Origin of the sequence: Proteus faecis (assembly GCF_030286765.1) — a bacterium.
Classification (GTDB): domain Bacteria; phylum Pseudomonadota; class Gammaproteobacteria; order Enterobacterales; family Enterobacteriaceae; genus Proteus; species Proteus faecis.
This window is the reverse complement of record NZ_JASVWV010000008.1, coordinates 17,599-36,226: the sequence shown is the minus strand read 5'-3', so window position 1 is coordinate 36,226 and position 18,628 is coordinate 17,599. Positions and strand designations below refer to the sequence as shown.

General features: G+C 35.8%; 16 protein-coding genes. 14 read left to right on the top strand and 2 right to left on the bottom strand.

Going from position 1 to position 18,628, the window contains the following annotated elements:
* Nucleotides 1-233 precede the first annotated feature (233 nt).
* Nucleotides 234-1,004 (bottom strand): phosphoribosyltransferase, encoded by a 771-nt coding sequence (locus QSH13_RS11510; RefSeq protein ID WP_286039185.1) that lies wholly within the window; start codon nucleotides 1,002-1,004, stop codon nucleotides 234-236.
* A 358-nt stretch (nucleotides 1,005-1,362) separates the two neighbouring features.
* Here QSH13_RS11510 and QSH13_RS11505 point away from each other — a divergent pair, with 358 nt between their 5' ends.
* From QSH13_RS11505 to QSH13_RS11465, 9 genes are read left to right on the top strand one after another with little or no spacing between them, the layout of a single operon-like run.
* On the top strand, nucleotides 1,363-1,674 hold the full coding sequence (locus QSH13_RS11505) for an integrative conjugative element protein, RAQPRD family (RefSeq protein ID WP_286039186.1): 312 nt from the start codon (nucleotides 1,363-1,365) through the stop codon (nucleotides 1,672-1,674).
* Entirely contained in the window at nucleotides 1,671-1,907 is a 237-nt protein-coding gene (locus QSH13_RS11500; protein ID WP_286039187.1) for a TIGR03758 family integrating conjugative element protein, read from the top strand. The genes QSH13_RS11505 and QSH13_RS11500 overlap by 4 nt, the downstream gene beginning before the upstream one ends.
* A gap of 36 nt (nucleotides 1,908-1,943) precedes the next feature.
* Nucleotides 1,944-2,312: a TIGR03745 family integrating conjugative element membrane protein gene (locus QSH13_RS11495; protein WP_286039188.1), complete on the top strand. Its 369-nt coding sequence runs from the start codon at nucleotides 1,944-1,946 to the stop codon at nucleotides 2,310-2,312.
* 8 nt (nucleotides 2,313-2,320) lie between these two features.
* Entirely contained in the window at nucleotides 2,321-2,707 is a 387-nt protein-coding gene (locus QSH13_RS11490) for a TIGR03750 family conjugal transfer protein (protein WP_286039189.1), read from the top strand.
* A complete protein-coding gene (locus QSH13_RS11485; protein ID WP_286039190.1) occupies nucleotides 2,694-3,350 on the top strand; it encodes a PFL_4703 family integrating conjugative element protein in 657 nt (218 codons plus the stop codon). Before QSH13_RS11490 ends, QSH13_RS11485 begins: the two co-directional genes overlap by 14 nt.
* Complete coding sequence (locus QSH13_RS11480) at nucleotides 3,350-4,144, top strand: TIGR03749 family integrating conjugative element protein (RefSeq protein ID WP_286039191.1); 795 nt, start codon at nucleotides 3,350-3,352, stop codon at nucleotides 4,142-4,144. Before QSH13_RS11485 ends, QSH13_RS11480 begins: the two co-directional genes overlap by 1 nt.
* A 3-nt stretch (nucleotides 4,145-4,147) precedes the next feature.
* Nucleotides 4,148-5,563, top strand: a complete 1,416-nt coding sequence (locus QSH13_RS11475) for a TIGR03752 family integrating conjugative element protein (protein ID WP_286039192.1) — start codon at nucleotides 4,148-4,150, stop codon at nucleotides 5,561-5,563.
* Between the two features lie 9 nt (nucleotides 5,564-5,572).
* Nucleotides 5,573-5,974 (top strand): TIGR03751 family conjugal transfer lipoprotein, encoded by a 402-nt coding sequence (locus QSH13_RS11470; protein WP_281010549.1) that lies wholly within the window; start codon nucleotides 5,573-5,575, stop codon nucleotides 5,972-5,974.
* Complete coding sequence (locus QSH13_RS11465) at nucleotides 5,974-8,670, top strand: conjugative transfer ATPase (protein WP_286039193.1); 2,697 nt, start codon at nucleotides 5,974-5,976, stop codon at nucleotides 8,668-8,670. Before QSH13_RS11470 ends, QSH13_RS11465 begins: the two co-directional genes overlap by 1 nt.
* A gap of 578 nt (nucleotides 8,671-9,248) precedes the next feature.
* Here the strand turns inward: QSH13_RS11465 and QSH13_RS11460 are convergent.
* On the bottom strand, nucleotides 9,249-13,049 hold the full coding sequence (locus QSH13_RS11460) for a YobI family P-loop NTPase (protein ID WP_286039194.1): 3,801 nt from the start codon (nucleotides 13,047-13,049) through the stop codon (nucleotides 9,249-9,251).
* Nucleotides 13,050-13,557: 508 nt separating this feature from the next.
* On the opposite strand from QSH13_RS11460, the gene QSH13_RS11455 reads away from it, so the two are divergent.
* The 5 genes from QSH13_RS11455 to QSH13_RS11435 all read left to right on the top strand — a co-directional run bounded on the left by QSH13_RS11455 (nucleotide 13,558) and on the right by QSH13_RS11435 (nucleotide 18,625).
* Nucleotides 13,558-14,166: a hypothetical protein gene (locus QSH13_RS11455; protein WP_286039195.1), complete on the top strand. Its 609-nt coding sequence runs from the start codon at nucleotides 13,558-13,560 to the stop codon at nucleotides 14,164-14,166.
* A gap of 166 nt (nucleotides 14,167-14,332) precedes the next feature.
* The gene (locus QSH13_RS11450) at nucleotides 14,333-14,731 is read left to right on the top strand and encodes a TIGR03757 family integrating conjugative element protein (protein WP_286039196.1); all 399 of its coding nucleotides are present in this window, start codon (nucleotides 14,333-14,335) and stop codon (nucleotides 14,729-14,731) included.
* Nucleotides 14,731-15,672, top strand: coding sequence for a TIGR03756 family integrating conjugative element protein (locus QSH13_RS11445; RefSeq protein ID WP_286039197.1), 942 nt, complete (start codon nucleotides 14,731-14,733; stop codon nucleotides 15,670-15,672). The genes QSH13_RS11450 and QSH13_RS11445 overlap by 1 nt, the downstream gene beginning before the upstream one ends.
* A gap of 12 nt (nucleotides 15,673-15,684) precedes the next feature.
* Entirely contained in the window at nucleotides 15,685-17,100 is a 1,416-nt protein-coding gene (locus QSH13_RS11440; RefSeq protein ID WP_286039198.1) for an integrating conjugative element protein, read from the top strand.
* A gap of 1 nt (nucleotide 17,101) precedes the next feature.
* Nucleotides 17,102-18,625, top strand: coding sequence for a conjugal transfer protein TraG N-terminal domain-containing protein (locus QSH13_RS11435; RefSeq protein ID WP_286039199.1), 1,524 nt, complete (start codon nucleotides 17,102-17,104; stop codon nucleotides 18,623-18,625).
* Nucleotides 18,626-18,628 lie beyond the last annotated feature (3 nt).

Here is an 18,628-nt window from a genome sequence, read left to right as displayed (position 1 = left end):
TTGTTAATTTTTCACATAAGATTAAAAAGTAAAAGGAGAACCTAAGTTCTCCTTTTGATATTTCTCTACGACAACAATGTGTGTTGAAGGATTAGCCGCTGCCTAATCGACTGATACTTGCTCTTTACAAGCTGACCTCAGTCAGGTGCTTACGCGGGTCTCATCTGGATTTTAAGAGCGGGGAGACTCAAGCACACTCTATAGCGCCTTTATACCCGTTTATCTTGATATTATCAAGTCTTTTTGTTTTGCCGTTTTATTGAGCTGAATAGGCAAATAGCATGTATAATGGCGTTTGGATACTGTTGTGCAATGATATCTCTAGCTGTAGTTAATGTTGTTCCTGTAGCCATAAGATCATCGACAAGCAATATTCTTATTTTTTCAGTATTGGATGATGATGGTGTACTTAAAACAAATGGTGGGAATATATTCCTAAATTCAGTAGGGATACTTTTTAGTGAAAACTCTCCTTTAAGTCCAACTTCTTTTGCTTGTAATTTAATTTTGAAACTAAGACTTTTAGCCTCTTCAACATTAACATCCGCTCTATCGAGAAGTTGAAAAGCATTATCGACTGTTATTTTTCTTAAAATATCAGTTAAATGTGAGGCATTAAATTTTTTTGCTAAACGTTTTGCGATAATATGGCTAATATTATGGGCTGAAGGCATTGATATTATTAATTGATATCCTTTAGGTTCTAACTCCATAAATTTATTGCAAATAACTTTGAAGCTATCGTTGAGTTTTTTTATACTAGAAATATTCGTATATAAATCATCCTTTTTTTTCAAAGCATAAATCAAAGGGCAGTTATCTCCCAGTTGACGTTGCTTTCTATTACGTCTTCTTTTACCTGAAAGAAATTGTCTTTTAAAAATAGCATAAATTTTCAAGCCATCAGTATAATCAATAGTTGGATTCCCTTCAGGCTGGGTTATTAGCCATTCGGGGCAATTATGATCGACAATAACACATAGCTCTTTAATTACTAATCCCATAAATACATATACCAGTCCTAGAAGAGAAGAAAAGTATAACAGAGAGAAAATAGCAGAGCCATATTCAAATAAGGCAATATATTATTTAGAGAAATATTTTTATATTAAGAATTTAAATTTAATTGACTAAGTTAAATGGAAGTAAGTTTATATATTTCAAAATATAATAATTATTAAAATCAAAATCCCTTTCCCATAATGAATTTATTCGTTATGGGAAAGGGATTAAACAACTCACGCAGTGAGGCGTTAGTCCCCTTAAAATCTCCATTTACCTATTTCTGCTTTTCTACTGCTTAGCCAGTTTTTCTCTGCCACTCTGCTTTCTTTATACAACAGCATCTAAGAAGGTCTACTTATGCGAATTATTCAAATTCGAACGTGGTATTTATTGGGGATATTAATAACACCATTAGCCTATGCTTCTGAATCAAATGAACTTGCTTTAGCTATAAAACAACTCGATTACCTTGATGCGAGATTAGCCTCCGCTAATGTTGAAGCCCTTAAACGTGAACAACCCGCTCGTTTCTACTTGGATTACCAACAAATCAAACAGGATATTGAGGTAATACGCCAAGGACTTAAACACTATCTCAATCCCTCTCGTGCCCAGCCAAGCGCTTTAATTCCTTTCTCAGCGCAATATCAGCAAGAGCATCATCGATGAGTGAAGCACAAATTAATGCATTCAACATTGCGAGTGGCAATGTTGCACCGACATCCCTGCATCCTTTATTTGTTGGGATTTTGATTGTATTACTTTTGTTATGGTCTGGGTGGGGATTACTGCATGTTTATCAAGGATATGCTTCGGAGTGTATTACAGAGCAAGGGCTGATCCGCTTTGTTATTCGTACTGTATTGCTGATTGTTATCAGTCTCTTTTTATTTGCCCAATAGTATTGGGTATTTTTCACTTCATATAAGGATATCTCTATGTATCAAAAGGGATTGTTTTCTCTACGTTTTTTCTATCACTCTCTTATTCGTGTTTTTTCGCTTTTATTATTAGGTAGCTCTATGGCTTGGGCTGATTTACCTACGGTGGAAGGCCCTAAAAGCAGTACAGACAAAACCTTTTATGGGCAAATTTCGGGCTATCTTAATGATGGTATTGTGCTTGGTGGTTTAATTCTTTCCGCTGTGGCGATGTTAGCGGTTGGCAATGCCATTATTGCCACTTTTGCTGAAGTGCGCGACGGTAAAGCAACGTGGGCAAAGTTTGGCATGCTTTATGTTGTCGGTGTGATTTTAATTGTTGTCGTGATTTGGTTAGCTTCAAAAGCAGCAACCGTGTTGCTCTAAGGAAAGGTATGTCAACAATTGAGTTTATGCCTGATAGGTTAAATGCCGAGCCTGTTGTTTTTCGCGGTTTTACAACGCCAGAGCTAGGAATAACGGCACTATTAAGTGTTTTTAGTGGCTTGATTATTGCTATTCCGATTATACCTTTTTTAGGTTGGATAGCCTTGCCGATAGTGTCTTTATTAATGCCATTAGTCACGATTATTTTAGGGGGAAGATTAATAGCTCGTTTTAAACGAGGCAAGCCTGAAAACTACCTTTATCGCCGTATAGAATGGTTTTTAAGCTCGTGTGGTTTGGGGGGAAGTCGATTAATTTGTCGTAGCCAAGTGTTATCACTACGGCGTTTACGTTCAGTGACTTTTCATTGTAAGGAGTCACATGAGTCGATTTAAAAATGCACTCAATGCACGTGATCATCATGTTCTCACATTAAGAGTAATATGTGGCGCTCTCTGTTTTATTGTCGCACTCGCCTTATTTGGCTGGCTCACATCACCTCGGCATTTAACTATTCATAATCCGCCTGATTTACGTTCGGGAAGCTCTCGAGCTTGGTGGGAAATTCCTCCGCCAACCGTTTATGCTTTTAGCTTTTATATTTTTCAACAACTCAATAGTTGGACGAAAAATGGCGATGTGGATTATCCCTATCGGATCAATTCATTATCGGCATATTTAACGCCAAATTGTGAACTGCTATTACAGCAAGATGCGAAACAACGTAAAGATCTGGGGGAATCTCGTGATCGCGTTCGTGGTGTATCTGAAATCCCAGAACGAGGCTATAAGGAAGAGAGTGTCACGATTGTTGATCGCGATAATTGGCGTGTTCGACTTGATTTAGTCACTGATGAGTATGTAAATGCAGAACCGGTTAAACGCTCATTAGTTCGCTATCCCTTAAAGGTTGTTCGTTGGGATAAGAACCCTGAAATCAATCCCTTTGGTCTCGCACTAGATTGTTTTTTCGATATTCCCCAACGTTTAGAAGTTGTTCCCACTATCAAGGATGAAAAGAAAGGAGTGCTTCAGTAATGCGCTTGAAACAACACGTATTTTTTCTGCTCTGTTTTATTATCTTGCCCGTTCAAGCTGTTGAATTAATGAAGTGGGAACGTATTCCTCTAAAAGTCGCTTTGCATGTAAATGAAGAGCGTATTGTGTTTATTGAACGTAATGTGCGAGTCGGTTTTCCACCTGAATTAAAAGGAAAACTGAGAATACAAAGCGCTGGCGGTGTCGTTTATTTACTGGCAAAAGCGCCGTTTTTTTATACTCGTTTGGTGCTTCAAGATGTTGAAAATGGCGAGATGATTTTATTAGATATCAATGCTAAACAAGGAAAAGAAGCCTTAGAGCCTGTGAAGTTGGCATACCCACAAGAGGAAACGTTAGCCAAACAGCAAAATACGGTCACGAATAAAAGCCAAAAAATGCCACCGATCCCTATTGCGTTAACCCGTTTCGCTTCACAAAGTTTGTATGCACCTCTTCGCACGCTTGAGCCATTGATAGGTGTGCACTCTCTTGCCATGCCATCACCCGAAAAACTGACCTCATTACTGCCAAGTGAAAGTATTGAGATAAAACCATTAGGTGCATGGGGATTGCAAAGCTACAGCGTAGTGGCGCTCAGTTTACGTAATCAGCGAGCGCAAGAGGTATTGCTTAACCCTAAAGATCTACAAGGTGATTTTTATAGCGCAACTTTTCAACATAGTTGGTTAGGTGCAAAGGGAACACCTGAAGATACCACTGTTGTTTACTTGGTGACAAAAGGGCGCTTAGAGAATGCTTTTCTTCCTGAATTAACCACAAAGGAAGATTAAGTTATGCAAATAAGCTCAAATATCTTGTTGAAGATAATTATTCCTGTCGTGTTATTGGTCGTGATTATGGTAAGCGTAAAGTCTTGCGATCACACTCAATCAGCACAAGAGACAACTAACCATTCCTCTATAACAGATTTAACACAAGAAGAATTACGCATTCTGGGCATTGAAGGTGATACAGCACAGGATACTTTGCGTACTTTACTAGGGCGAATTAAAGCCATACAGATAAATCAGGAGAAATTAGAGAGACAAAGTAAGGCGTTATTGACTGAAAATACGCAGTTAAAAAACAGAAGTGACAATGTAGAAAGTCGTATTCAGGAAGCGGTAACGAAAGCACAAGAGGAAGGTAATTTAGCCCAGCAAACGCTTTATCATGAACAGCAACGATTGGCTGATTTATTGGATATTTTAATCAATGAACAACAAAATATTAAGGCAAAGGAGACGGAATTACCCGTTGGTTTAGCGCTTGAGCAATCTGATCAACAAACAACGGTTTGGATTGATCCCTTAGAGGGGATTGCTTATGAAAATAATGCAAAGCCGGTCAATGGCACAAGTACATTTCAATACCCTACGTCATTCCGTCAATTAGAAGATAATGAAATCAGCCGACAAAAAGCAAAGCTCGATCTTACTGCAAAAAAACAACAACACATTCAATTTACAGAACATCCTGTTTATACCTTACCTGAAAATGCCACGTTGATGGGAAGCCAAGCGATGACGGCATTACTTGGTCGAGTGCCGATAGAGGGTAAAGTCACCGATCCCTATCCTTTTAAAATCCTTATTGGTAAGGAAAATCTCACCGCAAATGGTATTGAATTACCTGATGTTGAAGGTGCTGTGGTTTCAGGTACGGCAACAGGCGATTGGGTATTATCTTGCGTCCGTGGTGATATTCATTCCATTACCTTTGTGTTTAAAGATGGCTCAATTCGGACTGTACCTAAATCGGCAACATCGACAGATGGACGCCATGATAAATCGCAAGGGGGCAGTATCGGCTGGCTCTCTGATGAACAGGGCGTACCTTGCCTTTCTGGAACTCGTAAAAGTAATGCCTCCACTTATCTACCGACTTTATTTGCACTTTCTGCCAGTAGTGCTGCATCGTCAATGATGGCTGAAAGCCAAACCACAAAAGCAAGTGACGGTTTATCAGTGATGAATTCATTAACGGGGAATGCAGGAAAGGCGGTATTAGGTAAAGCGTTATCGGGAGGAACTAACGAAATTGCAGAGTGGGTTAAAGCACGATATGGCCAAATGTTTGATGCGATTTATGTGCCTCCTGGTGCACAAGTTGCGGTGCATATTACTCGTGCTATTCCTATCGATTATGAAGTGCAAGGACGTAAAGTTAAATACGATTTCGATATAAGTCAGCAGAATGAATTGGACTAAGGATAGTTAATGAAAGGAACTCATGTATCGTTAGTGATGATATTACTATTAACGGGTTGTAGTACTTCTAAAGAGGAGATTTTACCCACAGGTCACAATACTATGCGTGACATTTGGCAAAGCAAAGTAGGTGAAATAAAGACAGAAAAATACCAAGAAAGAGCAATTCGACGAGGGTTAACTGGATCAGATAATCCACCTCGCCATCTTGTGAATAAGAGTGATATTCAGCAGGCTAAAGAGAACGTTCAACATCATTTCCCTCGTTTACCTAATCCCGATATGGTTATCTATATTTATCCGCATTTTGTGGGTTCTGAGCCTACGCCTATTCCCAGTTATAGCACGGTTTTTCCTTTTTATAGCAAAGTGCAATATGCCTTACCCAACGAACGAGTGGAGGCTTATTGATGAAAAAAAGTGGCAAATTAACGCAAGAAGCGGTGAAGTCACTTTACCCTAATCATGCCTCATTTATTGATTTTCTCCCTTGGGTTGAATATTTACCCAATAGCCAATGTTTATTGTTGGATGATGGTGTCTCTGTGGGTGCGGTTTTTGAAGTGATCCCTGTGGGTACCGAGGGCAGAACAGAAGCAAGATTAGAAGAAATTCGCGATATTGTGGAAGATGCTTTTCAAGACAGTTTTGAAGAACGCGATAGTCATCCTTGGGTGATCCAGTTTTTTTGCCAAGATGAAGCCGAACCTTCGGAATATCTCGACAAATTACGTCATTACATTAAACCATGGGCGCAAGGTTCTGTTTTTACGACAGCATATTTACAGGTCATTGAACGGCATATGCGAGGGCTTGCAGTACCCCAAGGCTTGTTTGTTGATAAGGCAGTAACAGGGGCACCATGGCGCGGTCAGCAACGGCGCACCCGTATGGTGATTTATCGTTATGTTAATTCGAATGCAATAGAGCCTTTTTCACCAGAAGAACAACTCAATCAAGTCTGTGAGCGTTTATGCTCTGCGCTATTAGGCGCGGGGATTACTACGGCTAGGCAAAAGGGTGAAGATATTCATGCATGGCTGTTACGCTGGTTTAATCCTGAGCCTGATTGGGTTGATAAAGAGACGCTCTATCGCACGGCGACCCATGTTGACACTGTCAACAGTGGGCTCCCGATATTCAATGATTTTAGCGAAACATTGATGTTTACACCGCCTAAAGCGGATGTGGAAAATGGCGTTTGGTGGTTTGATAATCGCCCTCATAAAGCAATTAATATTGATAGGCTTCGTCGAGCACCTACCGTAGGGCATTTAACAGGAGAAACGCGCAAAGGGGATAATATCAATGCGTTGATGGATTTGTTACCACAAGGCACCGTGATATCAATGACATTAGTGGTACAACCACAGGATGAACTGGAAGAGCGTTTTAACCATCTTGCGAAAAATGCAATAGGCGAAAACAGTGAATCAGCCAGAGTGCGTGCTGATGCTCAAACAGCAAAAAGTTATCTTGGTGAACGACATAAACTTTATCGTGCGAGTATGACGTTTTATTTATCAGGCGCAACCTTAAAAGGGCTCAACAGTCATCAACGCCATATAACCTCAGTATTGCTAAATGCAGGGCTACAACCAATTAAACCTGACTATGATATTGCGCCATTGAATGCTTATCTTCGTGCTTTGCCTATGTGCTTTAATCCCGAATTGGATAAAAAACATTGGTATACCCGACTGACTTTTGTTCAACATATCGCCAATATGTTACCTGTTTTTGGCCGTGATACGGGAACCGGTCATGCAGGATTTACCTTTTTTAATCGTGGTGGCGCACCGCTGACTTTCGATCCTTTAAATAGTGCTGATCGTTCTAAAAATGCCCATTTGGTACTCTTCGGTCCTACGGGTTCAGGCAAGTCCGCAACACTCAATAGTCTATTTACTCAACTTATGGCGGTTCATCGACCTCGCTTATTTATTGCCGAGGCAGGAAACTCATTTGGGTTGTTTGCTGATTATTGTGCTGAGTTAGGCTTGAGTGTGAATAAACTTAGCATTAAACCAGGTTGTGGAATTTCATTAGCGCCTTTTGCTGACGCTTATAAGCTTATTAAAACCACGGTAAAGCCTATCAATGAAGATGAGCTTAGTGAGGTTATTGATGCAGATGAAACCGACGAAGTAGATGAGCGAGATATTTTAGGAGAACTCGAAATTGTTGCACGATTAATGATAACCGGTGGTGAAGCCAAAGAAGAAGCAAAGCTAGAACGTGCAGATAGAGGCATGATGCGAGAAGCTATTTTAGTGAGTGCCAACAATGCATGGAATGAAGATAGGCAGATGATCACCGCTGATTTGCAAAATACCTTTTACGCCTTTGCAAAAGATAAACATCGCCCTGATATTCGACGAGCAAGAGCCCAAAATATGGGGGAATCGCTTAGTGTATTTATGCAAGGCTTTTTGGGTGAGCTATTTAACCGAGAAGGACAACATTGGTCGGAAGCTGACGTCACATTAATTGATCTTGGTACATTAGCCAGAGAAGGCTATGAAGCCCCTTTAGCCGTTGCTTATACCTCATTAGTCAACACCATTAATAATATTGCAGAACGAGATCAGTTTTTAGAACGAGAAATTGTCTTTGCCACAGATGAAGCCCATATGATCACCACTAACCCATTGCTTGCCCCTTATGTGGTTAAGGTCGTCAAGATGTGGCGTAAATTGGGTGCATGGTTATGGCTAGCAACCCAAAATTTAGAGGATTTTCCGTCTACGTCGAAGAAGATGCTAAATATGATTGAGTGGTGGTTGTGTTTAGTGATTCCACCTGAAGAAGTTGAAGAAATCGCTCGATTTAAGAAGCTTACACCAGAACAAAAAGCCATGTTGCTATCAGCAACCAAAACCCCCCGTTGTTATACCGAAGGTGTTGTCCTCGCCAGTCGTATTGAAGCGCTATTTCGTGCTGTTCCTCCTAGCTTATATCTTGCATTAGGTATGACTGAAAAAGAGGAAAAAGCAGAGCGAAAAGAACTGATGGTAGAGCATGGTATTAGTGAGCTAGAGGCAGCCAAACGGATAGCGGTGAGGCTGAATGAGGTGAGGGGGATTGTTGATAGTGGGTATTATTAAATAATGTAAAAATATGTGAATTGAATTATGATTATGTGGTATAATGCAAATATCGAGAGTGATTGTGTTACTAAACTTATACAACTTTGAATAAATAATATTTATTCAGGTTCTCTTTTTATCTTCACAGATAAAAATTGCAATAATTAAAATTTAAATATACCTGAATTTTGAAAGTTATAAAGAAATACTATATATGTGCAAATTTATTGCATGGAGATAGTATTTAATCACTTCATAAAAAGCCCTCAGTAAATTTTCATTTTTTATAATTATGAACTTAATAGATAAAAAATACTGCTAGCGTTTGGGCAAGAACAATAAAACAAGGAGAGATACATATGTGCAAAGAAATGCAAATAAAGTTTATGAAGGAACTTCAAAAGCTTTATACTGATTTAATAGCATCTCATGCAACATTATATCAGCCAACGAGGATTCAAATTTCTAGACAAACTATTTTGTTTGAACATCTGGAAAAAATAACCTATTGGTTAGATAAAAACATCTAAGTTATAAAACTTAATTATTTAAATAAAGGGTGAGTTAAATATTTAATTCACCCTTTTATTCGTTAATTAAAAATTATTTTTTTCTTCATAAATACAATCAATATAATATTTCCCTTCATTCCTTGATATCCATTTCTTGATTAGTTTTGCTTTCTCTAAGGTGGAAAATAGTAACTCTGCATCTTGGTTATTGTTAAGATTCAAAGTTGCAGTTTTTTGATTAAATATTTTATTAAATTCTTTTTCTTGAAGCTTATCCACAAGGTTAGCGATTTCTTCTCTATCCTTATAATTGTTATTTATTAATCGTACTATTAGGTTAATAGAAAAATTATCATTATTTGATAATTTAATTAATGATATTAATATTTCATTAGTGATATCTAGTTCGTCAATGAATGATTCATGACATTCTTCACGATATTTATATAATAATGATGCTTTTTCTGAGTTTGAAAATAGATTGGAATCATTAATAGCAATCAACATACTTTCGAGGAGTTCATTATCTTGTTCATAAAATAAATAATAATTTTCGTCTGAAAATAATACTTCTTTAAATTTAGAAAGCCATAATATAAAAGATTCTATATTCTCTTTACTCTCATTTGGAGAAAAGCATTGTATTGCATTTTTATAAGATTCATTATTTAATGGTGCTTTGTTATTCACTATTAATCGTAGGAAATTAGCTAAGCTTAGTTGTTCATCCCAGGAATGAGTATTTATATAAACAGGTTTTAACACTAAGTTGTATGCATTGTCACTAATGTTATCATTACAAATAACTTTCATATATAAAAGGTCATAATTGTCCCCTTCAATCAGATCTATTTCATCATAGCTTAGAATTTGTGCATGTTCTTCAATATATTGAGTTAATACATCTAAATTGCAATCTTCATAGATATAATCTAATAACACTTTCCAGCTAGGTGTAACATGATTATGATGAAAGAAAAGGTCATGATAAGAATAAATATTATCACTATTTTCAGTGTCTATTTTTTCTGGGAATTTACGTAAATTATCTATAGTAAATTGCATTTCCTCAAGTATTTTAACTTTAAGACTATTATCAAGATCTGGATGAGTAAGAATAGAAACAATTGATTCACTATTTTCTTTAGAATATATAAAAATTTCTGATACGAAAGTATTAATATTATCATTTATATAAGATTTAACATCAGTTAATTCTTCATCGTTTATTAATGACCAAGGATGCTCATCAACTTGCTCACAAGAGACATTTTTATCTTGTAGTAATCCAGCAACTACGATTCGGTAACTGGATTTATCGAGATTATATAATTTATTTTTAGCAATAAATTCTAGTGCTATAGTTTCATTAGGTGTTATAGGCATAGAAATATCGTTATAAATCACCTCAAGTTTCTTTATATTATCAAGAAAATATTGAATATGTTCTTCCTCCACGCTTGATATCAATTTAAATCCTTGATTTATAATAAATTGACAATATTTTCCTTTATCTTCTGAAATATCCGGTGATACCAAAGCAATCATTTTAGTTGCTATTGATATAGATGTATGGTTTTGCTCATGATCTTCAATTACGGTAATCATTTTGTCTAAATAACTATTTTCTTTTAGAGATAATAGAATGAAATTCATAAAGTTTTTATAATCTGTAAACTTATCTTCTAATATAGAATATATTTCTAAAATATCTATTGATGAGTATGTGAAAATAATACCTATCATCGAAGATAAGAGATCTCTTTTTTTATAATCTTTGCTTTCTAATAATAAAGTTATGATTTGGTAATGAAGTGCCCCAGAACGATATAAATAATTATTTTCAATTAATTCTGCTAGAACATCATCTGGTTTATCTAAGAAATAATTCTCGTTAATTTCCTTAAAGCTAATATGACGACCTACCTCTTGGATATAATCATTATCGTTAATAGATATAGAGCCTTGATGGAAAATTGAGCGGAACATCATGTAGTCTTGCATGATATAGCCATTAGTAAGAAGATGATATAAAGCTTCAAAACCACCAAAATCAAATCCACTTTTGAGCGTTTTTAATTGCTCAGAGTTAATAATTTCAGGAATATTGCATTTTTCAATATAACTTTCAGCAAGAATTTTAAATTGTTCCCAACCAATTAATTCTAATAGTTTAGCTAAAGTAATTGCATTTCTAGTTTTAATTTTTTCTTTAGTTTCTTTTATCTCCTTTATGGTTTTTTTATATTCTTCTGCCTTACTATTTTTAACAAATTCAACTCGTCGGTTATATTCTTCAATTATTAAGTTTTCTTTAATTTTGACAAAGTCATTGTATCCATTATGGCCATATCCTATATATATCGGTTCTTCATCATTAAAAAAAACTATAAATTCCTGTTCGTTTTCAATAAGTTTTTCTGGTGAAACTTTATTATAAGGTCGATTATAACCATGATTTTCTTTAGCGAAGTAGATTTTATTCCATAGTTCTGGATGAATAAACTTGCTAATAATTTGTTTACGTATTTCCATATCGGAAGTTGCAGATTCATTTTTTATGGCTATTAAGTTTTTGTTAAGCTCTTCTAATTTTTTATCAAGTAAACCAAAATGGTTTTTATGTAGTTTATAAAGACGATAATCTTGAATAATGGAATAAAGTACACCATGTCTTTTATCTACAAGATTATAATCTTGTGCATAAATATTTTTATAAAATATTAAAGCAAAGATCTTCTCTTGATCTTTAGTATTATTGACGACATTTTTAAATAAATTGAACTCATTAACAATGTTTTGAAGCGATCTCATATCATTAATATATGCAGACATCTGTTTTAAAACTAACTGTTTATTTACAGGGAAATTATTTAATTTATTTTTTAGTAGTGTATAAGCATTACTTGAATCCATTATAGGAATTATGGGTAGAATAAAGTCAAAAAACTTAGTTTTAATATCTGCACCAAGAAAGATATCATCACGACAAGCATAAATAAATCTGACTGGATCAGTTGAAATGTTATTATTAACAATCTGATTAATTTCTCTCAGTTTTATGAATACTTCAGTATTTCCCAATCTGTCAAGGTCTTCAAAAATAACAATCTTATACTTTGAACGAGAGAAAAAATAGACGATTTCGTCTAAGCAATTATTTAGTAGGGATGGCTGTTCATTAGAGGTGAGATCAACGCTACCTTGCAAAAAAGCTATTTTGCTAAGTTTAATTTTTTTGTCGAATATGCCGGCTTTAGATGCACTTCGTACAACACAAAAAACAAAAACTAATCCTATTATGAGGCTAATAAATAATCTTTCAGGATAAGCATTTATAATGTTATTAATAATAACTTCATTAATATTAAACCATGATAATATTTTTTTGGGGAATAAAGATATTGATAATATTATTAAAGGAATAATTATTGATATCGTATTAAAAAATAAAGAAAAAATATGTTTTTTATTTCTATTTTGAATACGGTCAAGACGTGAGTCAGGTAGGTTATCTTTATTTTCTTTATATAGAATTTGTTGAAGTATACTTAGCTCTATTTCTGTATTTTCAGGTGGTTCAGGATCATTTTTACCAGATATGGAAAAATCAGCTAAAGATACATTAATAAAATTTTTTGTGTCTCTAAAGTTTAAATAGGACAAAATAACAGTACTTTTCCCCGCACCATAAGGTCCTGTAATTGCAATATTTTTTACATCTTTTTTAGAAAAGGCGAAATCTAAGGCTTTAAAATAGGGTTTGACAGTATCATCAGTAACTATTTTAGGGGTTAGAGTATTGTAATCACCTTGTTGTTCATCATCTGAAATATCATTCTTTTTTGCTGAAAATCGTTTTTTTATCTTTTCCCAAAAAGTCATGTTTGTTCCTTATCCTTGACTAAAAGTAAGTCTTATCACAAGTACCAAAACTTGGTGATAAACTATCTAAAAAATAAATGATTAAACAATACTAGCTTAAAGTTTGGTTATCTCAATATAAACTTCAATATCTGTTCTTATGCTCAATAATTTACTTATTTTTGTAATATCAATGGAATAGTTTAGAAGCGTTACTAACTAAATAAGAGGAGATTGTATATATGAAAGAAAAGCGTAATGACAAAGAGGAAAGCATGATTACAACACAAACAGAAAAAGAACCACGAGGGTTCTTTTTCATAAACTTTAATTTTCGGCTATGCCACTTAAGGCGTCGCAGGAATGGAAGCCGTTCCATTAATCCTGCCAGTTGACTATATTCTAAGGCGTTAGAAATCTTTCTTCAATTTTATATTTATAAAAATTTTTTTATTTAGCTATAATTGCTAATTCTAGTAAGTGTTTTTTAATAAACTAAAAATTTTATAATTTTAAGAAAGGAGTTTTTATGGATGTTTCTTCTATATTAAACGGGTTGAAAATACTTATACCATTATTACCATTTTTTAAAAAATTATTATTTTTTGATACATTTTTTTCGTTATCCAACAAAGAAAAATCCGAGGCTATAACATATCTAAAAGAGTGCGCTGATGAGCATGAACCTTTAGATAAGTATAAGCAAGAATTGATGTTATTAGATTATAAAATGTCAACAAACTATTTGTTAAATGATTATATCTTAAAGTATTTTATCTCTAATAAATTGAAAAATATTAAATTTTGTAATTCCATTTTTTTATTAAAAGACTTTTATAGTTATAATGATTTCAATGTTAAAATGAAAACTAAGATGATTATAATTCCTATCATTGTCCTTATTTTAGGTATTGTTTTTGGATGTGGGGCTACATTTTTTGTGGTTAGTGAAAATCAGTTTCCAAAATCTTTATTGGACTGGTTTTTTTTTGGAGGATTAACTTTAGTTAGCATTCAATATATATATTATTCTTCTTATACTTTATGGTGTTATTTTCATATGGTTAGAAAAGTAAATGATTTTAATATTTTTATATCATTAGTGCGTATAAAAATATTATTACAAAAGTTTAAATAACATTTTATAATGCAACATATTATTATCTTTAAATTCAAGGTATTATCATATTTCTAGACTTATATTTTTGAGTATAGATAAACAAATATTATCCAATTAACACTTCTTCACTGCATTTCCTGCCAATTCAAAGCACCCTATACCTTTTCTTTTTACAGGGTGCTTTATGAAACCACCAAAACTATTAATTTTATTATTAGTGCTTTCAACTCAATCAGTTGCATCAACTACTATCTACACTGATAGCAATATTCCTTTACTTAATACTGAAGGTAACCAAATTATTTATTTGGATTCACCTGATATTATTCAAAAGCAATTATTTAATGATTTATCGCGTGATCCCAAGCAAGCAGAACAGCAAGTGAGAAGTATTATTCAGTCAGCAAATTGGCAACAAAAACAGCAACAAATCACACAAGCTTATCAAGGTGTTCTTCACGCTTATTCATTGAAACTCGCGAAATATCCTGCGGTTGTTTTTGATGATCGCTATGTGGTTTATGGCATCACTGATGTTGTTCTGGCTGAAAAACATCTCACTGAATTTTTGGAACACCAATAATGGGGCGATTAAAGCGGTTTAGTGCGTTTGCACTTTGTCTTACTTTTCAACCCATATCAGCAAATGCGATTAACTCAGCTCAAATCATTGCAAGTGCATTATCACCACACTGTTTGGAATACAAAATTGTGGGGATATGTTACTGGCTATTCTGCACACCATTTGGGTGCTCAGTAAAAACATCAGTAAAAGTCAGTCATTATATTCCTAATGCCGTTGTTTCTAGTTACGACCAAACAGGGAGCAATCCATGGGCAGAAATATCACCTTTAGGAGCAGGAATATCGGGCTTTGCTGAAGGTGGTGGCGCCAATAAACAAAAACGAGTAAGAAATAAAAATAACCTATATTTTAAGAATGCGGATGTGATTGGACATCCTGCATTAGCGTCTCCTATATTTGGGCAATTCATGAGGCAAATAAATTATGCTTGCTCTAGCCCAATTAAAGCTTTTATGCCTTATTTTCTCAGTACCCTCGATGGATTGATGTGGCGTTCTGGCTTACCTGAATCTCTTTATCCTGAAGCGTTAATTCCAAATATGCGTGAAATAGGCTCCACAGTTAAGGGCAATATGTGGGGCAATATTTATCCTCGCAGTGGTTTTGTGACACAAGTAAATGACTACAAAGCCTCGGCAGTTGTGGCTCAACGGGCTATCGATATTGTGACACGAACAGGACAGCTTCATGTTTATCAACCGTTAATAAGCCGTTCTTATCATGGATATTGGGCGCCAGAGCCTATTACTGAAAATACAGGTACTCGCAATCATAAATGGCAAAGACTTTCGCCTTCAACTTCCTCTTCTTGTTCTACTTTTCCTGATGATGCTCAACCTATTGCGAATGATGGCGGTTATGCGTGGGCACTTTGGCAACCTTACAAATGCTGTAAACGTCGAGGACAAATTTTTCTGTATAGCTTTAATTTTCAATAAAAAGGAAAGTGTATGAAAGATAAAAGCTGGCTTTATAGCTGTGTTGTGGTGGGATATTTTGCCTTGAGTTTTCCTGCTTTTGCTACTTTTGAAGTCGATAGCCATGTTGTTAGCACGGACTCAAGTAAAGGCATGAAAGGAGCAATCAGTGATTACTTATTTTATACCATAGGCGGTGGAACGGTGATTTCACAACCGCCGAGTCACAGTAATATGCAAAAGCTTAGTATCGGTCTGGGTTGGAATAGCGATTTGATGTGCGGTAATTTTGATATCAATACTACGGTTAAAAATCAGCTAAATGGTGCCACGCGTGGTTTTAAAGATATGATGAGCAATGTCATCAATAGCGCCACGGGTGCCGTTGCAAGTTTACCTGCCATGATTATTCAGCGTGCTAATCCTGGTCTTTATGAGTTGCTCACTAACGGTGTATTACAAGCCAGTGTCTCATTCGATAAAGCCCAACTCAATTGCCAAAAAATGTCGCAGAAAATGGCGGATTATGCCTATTCAAATCAATGGACGCAGTCTGCTATTGGAGAAGAGTTTAAACGAGTTGTCGCAACCACATCAGATGCAGTCAGTGCCGATAATCAATTGAAAACCTCAACAGGAAAAGAGGGAGTTAGGTGGATTGGTGGTAAAAAACGAGGCGGTATCGGTCAACCCGCAATCAAACCCACTTATGATCTGGCAAAAGCCGGTTTTAATATTTTGAATAAACAGCCCATCACAAGCCATCATCTAGTTAATGAGTCTGCTTGTAATGGCTCTCTTTGCCGACGTTATAAAACCAGTGACGAAGCTGCGAAAGCGGTTGTGAGTGTATTGGGGGATAGGGCGATCCGCACTTGTTCTGAAACAAAAGAATGTCGTAGCGGAGGCGAAGAAAATAAATCAGGTACATCAACGGTAGGTGTTGGGTTCTCGCCAATGCTTGAAGAAATCACACAAGAGAACATGGCTCTATTAATTAAGCTTGTGAATGGGCATTTAAAACCGAATTCGACAAATTTAGCACAATTAAAAACAGGTGATTTAGCGGTATCAAGAGGCGTTATTCAAGCGTTAAAAGAGGATCCTGATAATGTGGCATTAGTACAACGTTTGGCAGGTGAATTGGCGATGTCAGATACCATTGCAACGGCATTTGGTATGCGAAGAATGCTGATTGCAGGGCAATCAGAACCTCATGTCGCTGAGCATAAAATAGCATTAGAAGAAACGGATCGCCGTCTTACTTTCCTCGATAGAGAAATTCTGGCATTAAAAAATGAAATGGAAATTCGTAAATCTATTAGCAATAACACGCTGTTAATGGTGTTGAGCCGACAAGAAAGCCGTGATACTGAAAATGGCGCCCATCAACCCATCACACAAAGTGATAAGGCAATTCATCAGTTAAATCAGAAGGTAGATCATTAAGATGACGACAGAGAGTTATCTTGAACTTGTATTACTTTTTATGGCATGGCTGATTAACAATTCATTGTGGATGCTCATTATCACAACAGGTCTTTTTGCCCTTCCATTAGCGATTAAAATTGCAGGGATCTGGTTAAAAGCACGAGAAGAGGGAGAGGATGAAGGTAATAAAGGGATTTTAGTCTTATCGCGTATGGAAAATACGCTCTATATTGCGTTTGTTGTGATGACGTTTTGTGCCGTTCCGTTGTGGAAAATCAATGTTTCTACATTACATTTTGATCGTACTCGCTCAGCACAATGTAGTATTAATGTGCCGAAACCCGCAGATTCAGGATATGGTGCGTTAATAGCAGAATTTAATGGTCAAACGGCAAAAGTACCTTTGTGGTGGTATCTAGTTCATTCATTATCTAAAGGTGTGACGCATGCAACTATCGCGACTATTCCTTGTAGTAATGATTTTCGATTGCTACGTTTTGAAGTACAGAATACTCAATTAATAGATCCTATTCTTCGCCAAGAAGTACAAGCATTTGCGACCCAATGCTATGCCAAAGCATATTATAAGTTAAAAAATCTTCATTCTGGATTATCTCCTCAAATAATGGAGGGTGCTAATTGGATTGGCTCTGATTATTTTTTGAATACAATCGGTTATTACGATTACTATACTGCAACATCCCCTCAACAAGCATGGTCCTATAATGAAAACCGAGATAGCGGATATGCCAATGTTGGTCGTGGCGGTTATCCAACATGTAAAGCATGGTGGAATTCGACGACTCAAGGCTTAAAAAAGCGTTTATTAGCCCATTTCGAACCACGCACCATTAATATGATGAAAGCCAAGTCACCAGATAATTGGGAAGAGGGATTATTACGTTGGTTAGTGAGTCCTCAAAGTATCCATTTAGCCAGTAGTGGTGACACTTATATGATGGGTAACCAGCAAGGTCAAAGTGCAAGTATTGATACAGGAATAAAACAGGCTATCAGTAGTTTAGGGGCATTCTTAGCTCAAACGACACAACTACCTGCTTTTGATGCATTGCGTCAAGGCTTACCGATGATCCATGCGATTTTACTAATGGCTTTGGTTATCATTATTCCGCTGGTTTTGTTGCTGAGTGCTTATGAACCCAAAATAATTATTACACTTACCTTTGTGATGTTCGCATGGCTATTTGTCCCATTTTGGTGGGCATTGGCCAGTTGGTTAGACGATAAATTGATCGAATTACTGTATGCGAGTTACAAAGGATATAGCAGTGATTTTAATATTTGGTTAGCAAGCACTGGTTCTGATGGTTGGATCATGAATTTAGTGCTTGGCGCTATGTATATTGTGTTACCGCTTTTCTGGTTTGGTGCCGTAAGTTGGAGTGGTGTAAATCTTGGATTTGCGGTGTCTTCAGCTATTTCAAGTAGTTCAAAAGGCACACAACAAGCTGGTGCTCAAGGTGGTTCGGTAATGATGGATGCGGTTAAAAATATTGGCGTGAAAAGTAGTTATAGAAAATGATTT

Excerpts from the sequence above, each read along its gene's own strand:
- QSH13_RS11510 (WP_286039185.1), bottom strand. The coding sequence starts at position 1,004 with ATGGGATTAGTAATTAAAGAGCTATGTGTTATTGTCGATCATAATTGC.
- QSH13_RS11505 (WP_286039186.1), top strand. The coding sequence starts at position 1,363 with ATGCGAATTATTCAAATTCGAACGTGGTATTTATTGGGGATATTAATA.
- QSH13_RS11500 (WP_286039187.1), top strand. The coding sequence starts at position 1,671 with ATGAGTGAAGCACAAATTAATGCATTCAACATTGCGAGTGGCAATGTT.
- QSH13_RS11495 (WP_286039188.1), top strand. The coding sequence starts at position 1,944 with ATGTATCAAAAGGGATTGTTTTCTCTACGTTTTTTCTATCACTCTCTT.
- QSH13_RS11490 (WP_286039189.1), top strand. The coding sequence starts at position 2,321 with ATGTCAACAATTGAGTTTATGCCTGATAGGTTAAATGCCGAGCCTGTT.
- QSH13_RS11485 (WP_286039190.1), top strand. The coding sequence starts at position 2,694 with ATGAGTCGATTTAAAAATGCACTCAATGCACGTGATCATCATGTTCTC.
- QSH13_RS11480 (WP_286039191.1), top strand. The coding sequence starts at position 3,350 with ATGCGCTTGAAACAACACGTATTTTTTCTGCTCTGTTTTATTATCTTG.
- QSH13_RS11475 (WP_286039192.1), top strand. The coding sequence starts at position 4,148 with ATGCAAATAAGCTCAAATATCTTGTTGAAGATAATTATTCCTGTCGTG.
- QSH13_RS11470 (WP_281010549.1), top strand. The coding sequence starts at position 5,573 with ATGAAAGGAACTCATGTATCGTTAGTGATGATATTACTATTAACGGGT.
- QSH13_RS11465 (WP_286039193.1), top strand. The coding sequence starts at position 5,974 with ATGAAAAAAAGTGGCAAATTAACGCAAGAAGCGGTGAAGTCACTTTAC.
- QSH13_RS11460 (WP_286039194.1), bottom strand. The coding sequence starts at position 13,049 with ATGACTTTTTGGGAAAAGATAAAAAAACGATTTTCAGCAAAAAAGAAT.
- QSH13_RS11455 (WP_286039195.1), top strand. The coding sequence starts at position 13,558 with ATGGATGTTTCTTCTATATTAAACGGGTTGAAAATACTTATACCATTA.
- QSH13_RS11450 (WP_286039196.1), top strand. The coding sequence starts at position 14,333 with ATGAAACCACCAAAACTATTAATTTTATTATTAGTGCTTTCAACTCAA.
- QSH13_RS11445 (WP_286039197.1), top strand. The coding sequence starts at position 14,731 with ATGGGGCGATTAAAGCGGTTTAGTGCGTTTGCACTTTGTCTTACTTTT.
- QSH13_RS11440 (WP_286039198.1), top strand. The coding sequence starts at position 15,685 with ATGAAAGATAAAAGCTGGCTTTATAGCTGTGTTGTGGTGGGATATTTT.
- QSH13_RS11435 (WP_286039199.1), top strand. The coding sequence starts at position 17,102 with ATGACGACAGAGAGTTATCTTGAACTTGTATTACTTTTTATGGCATGG.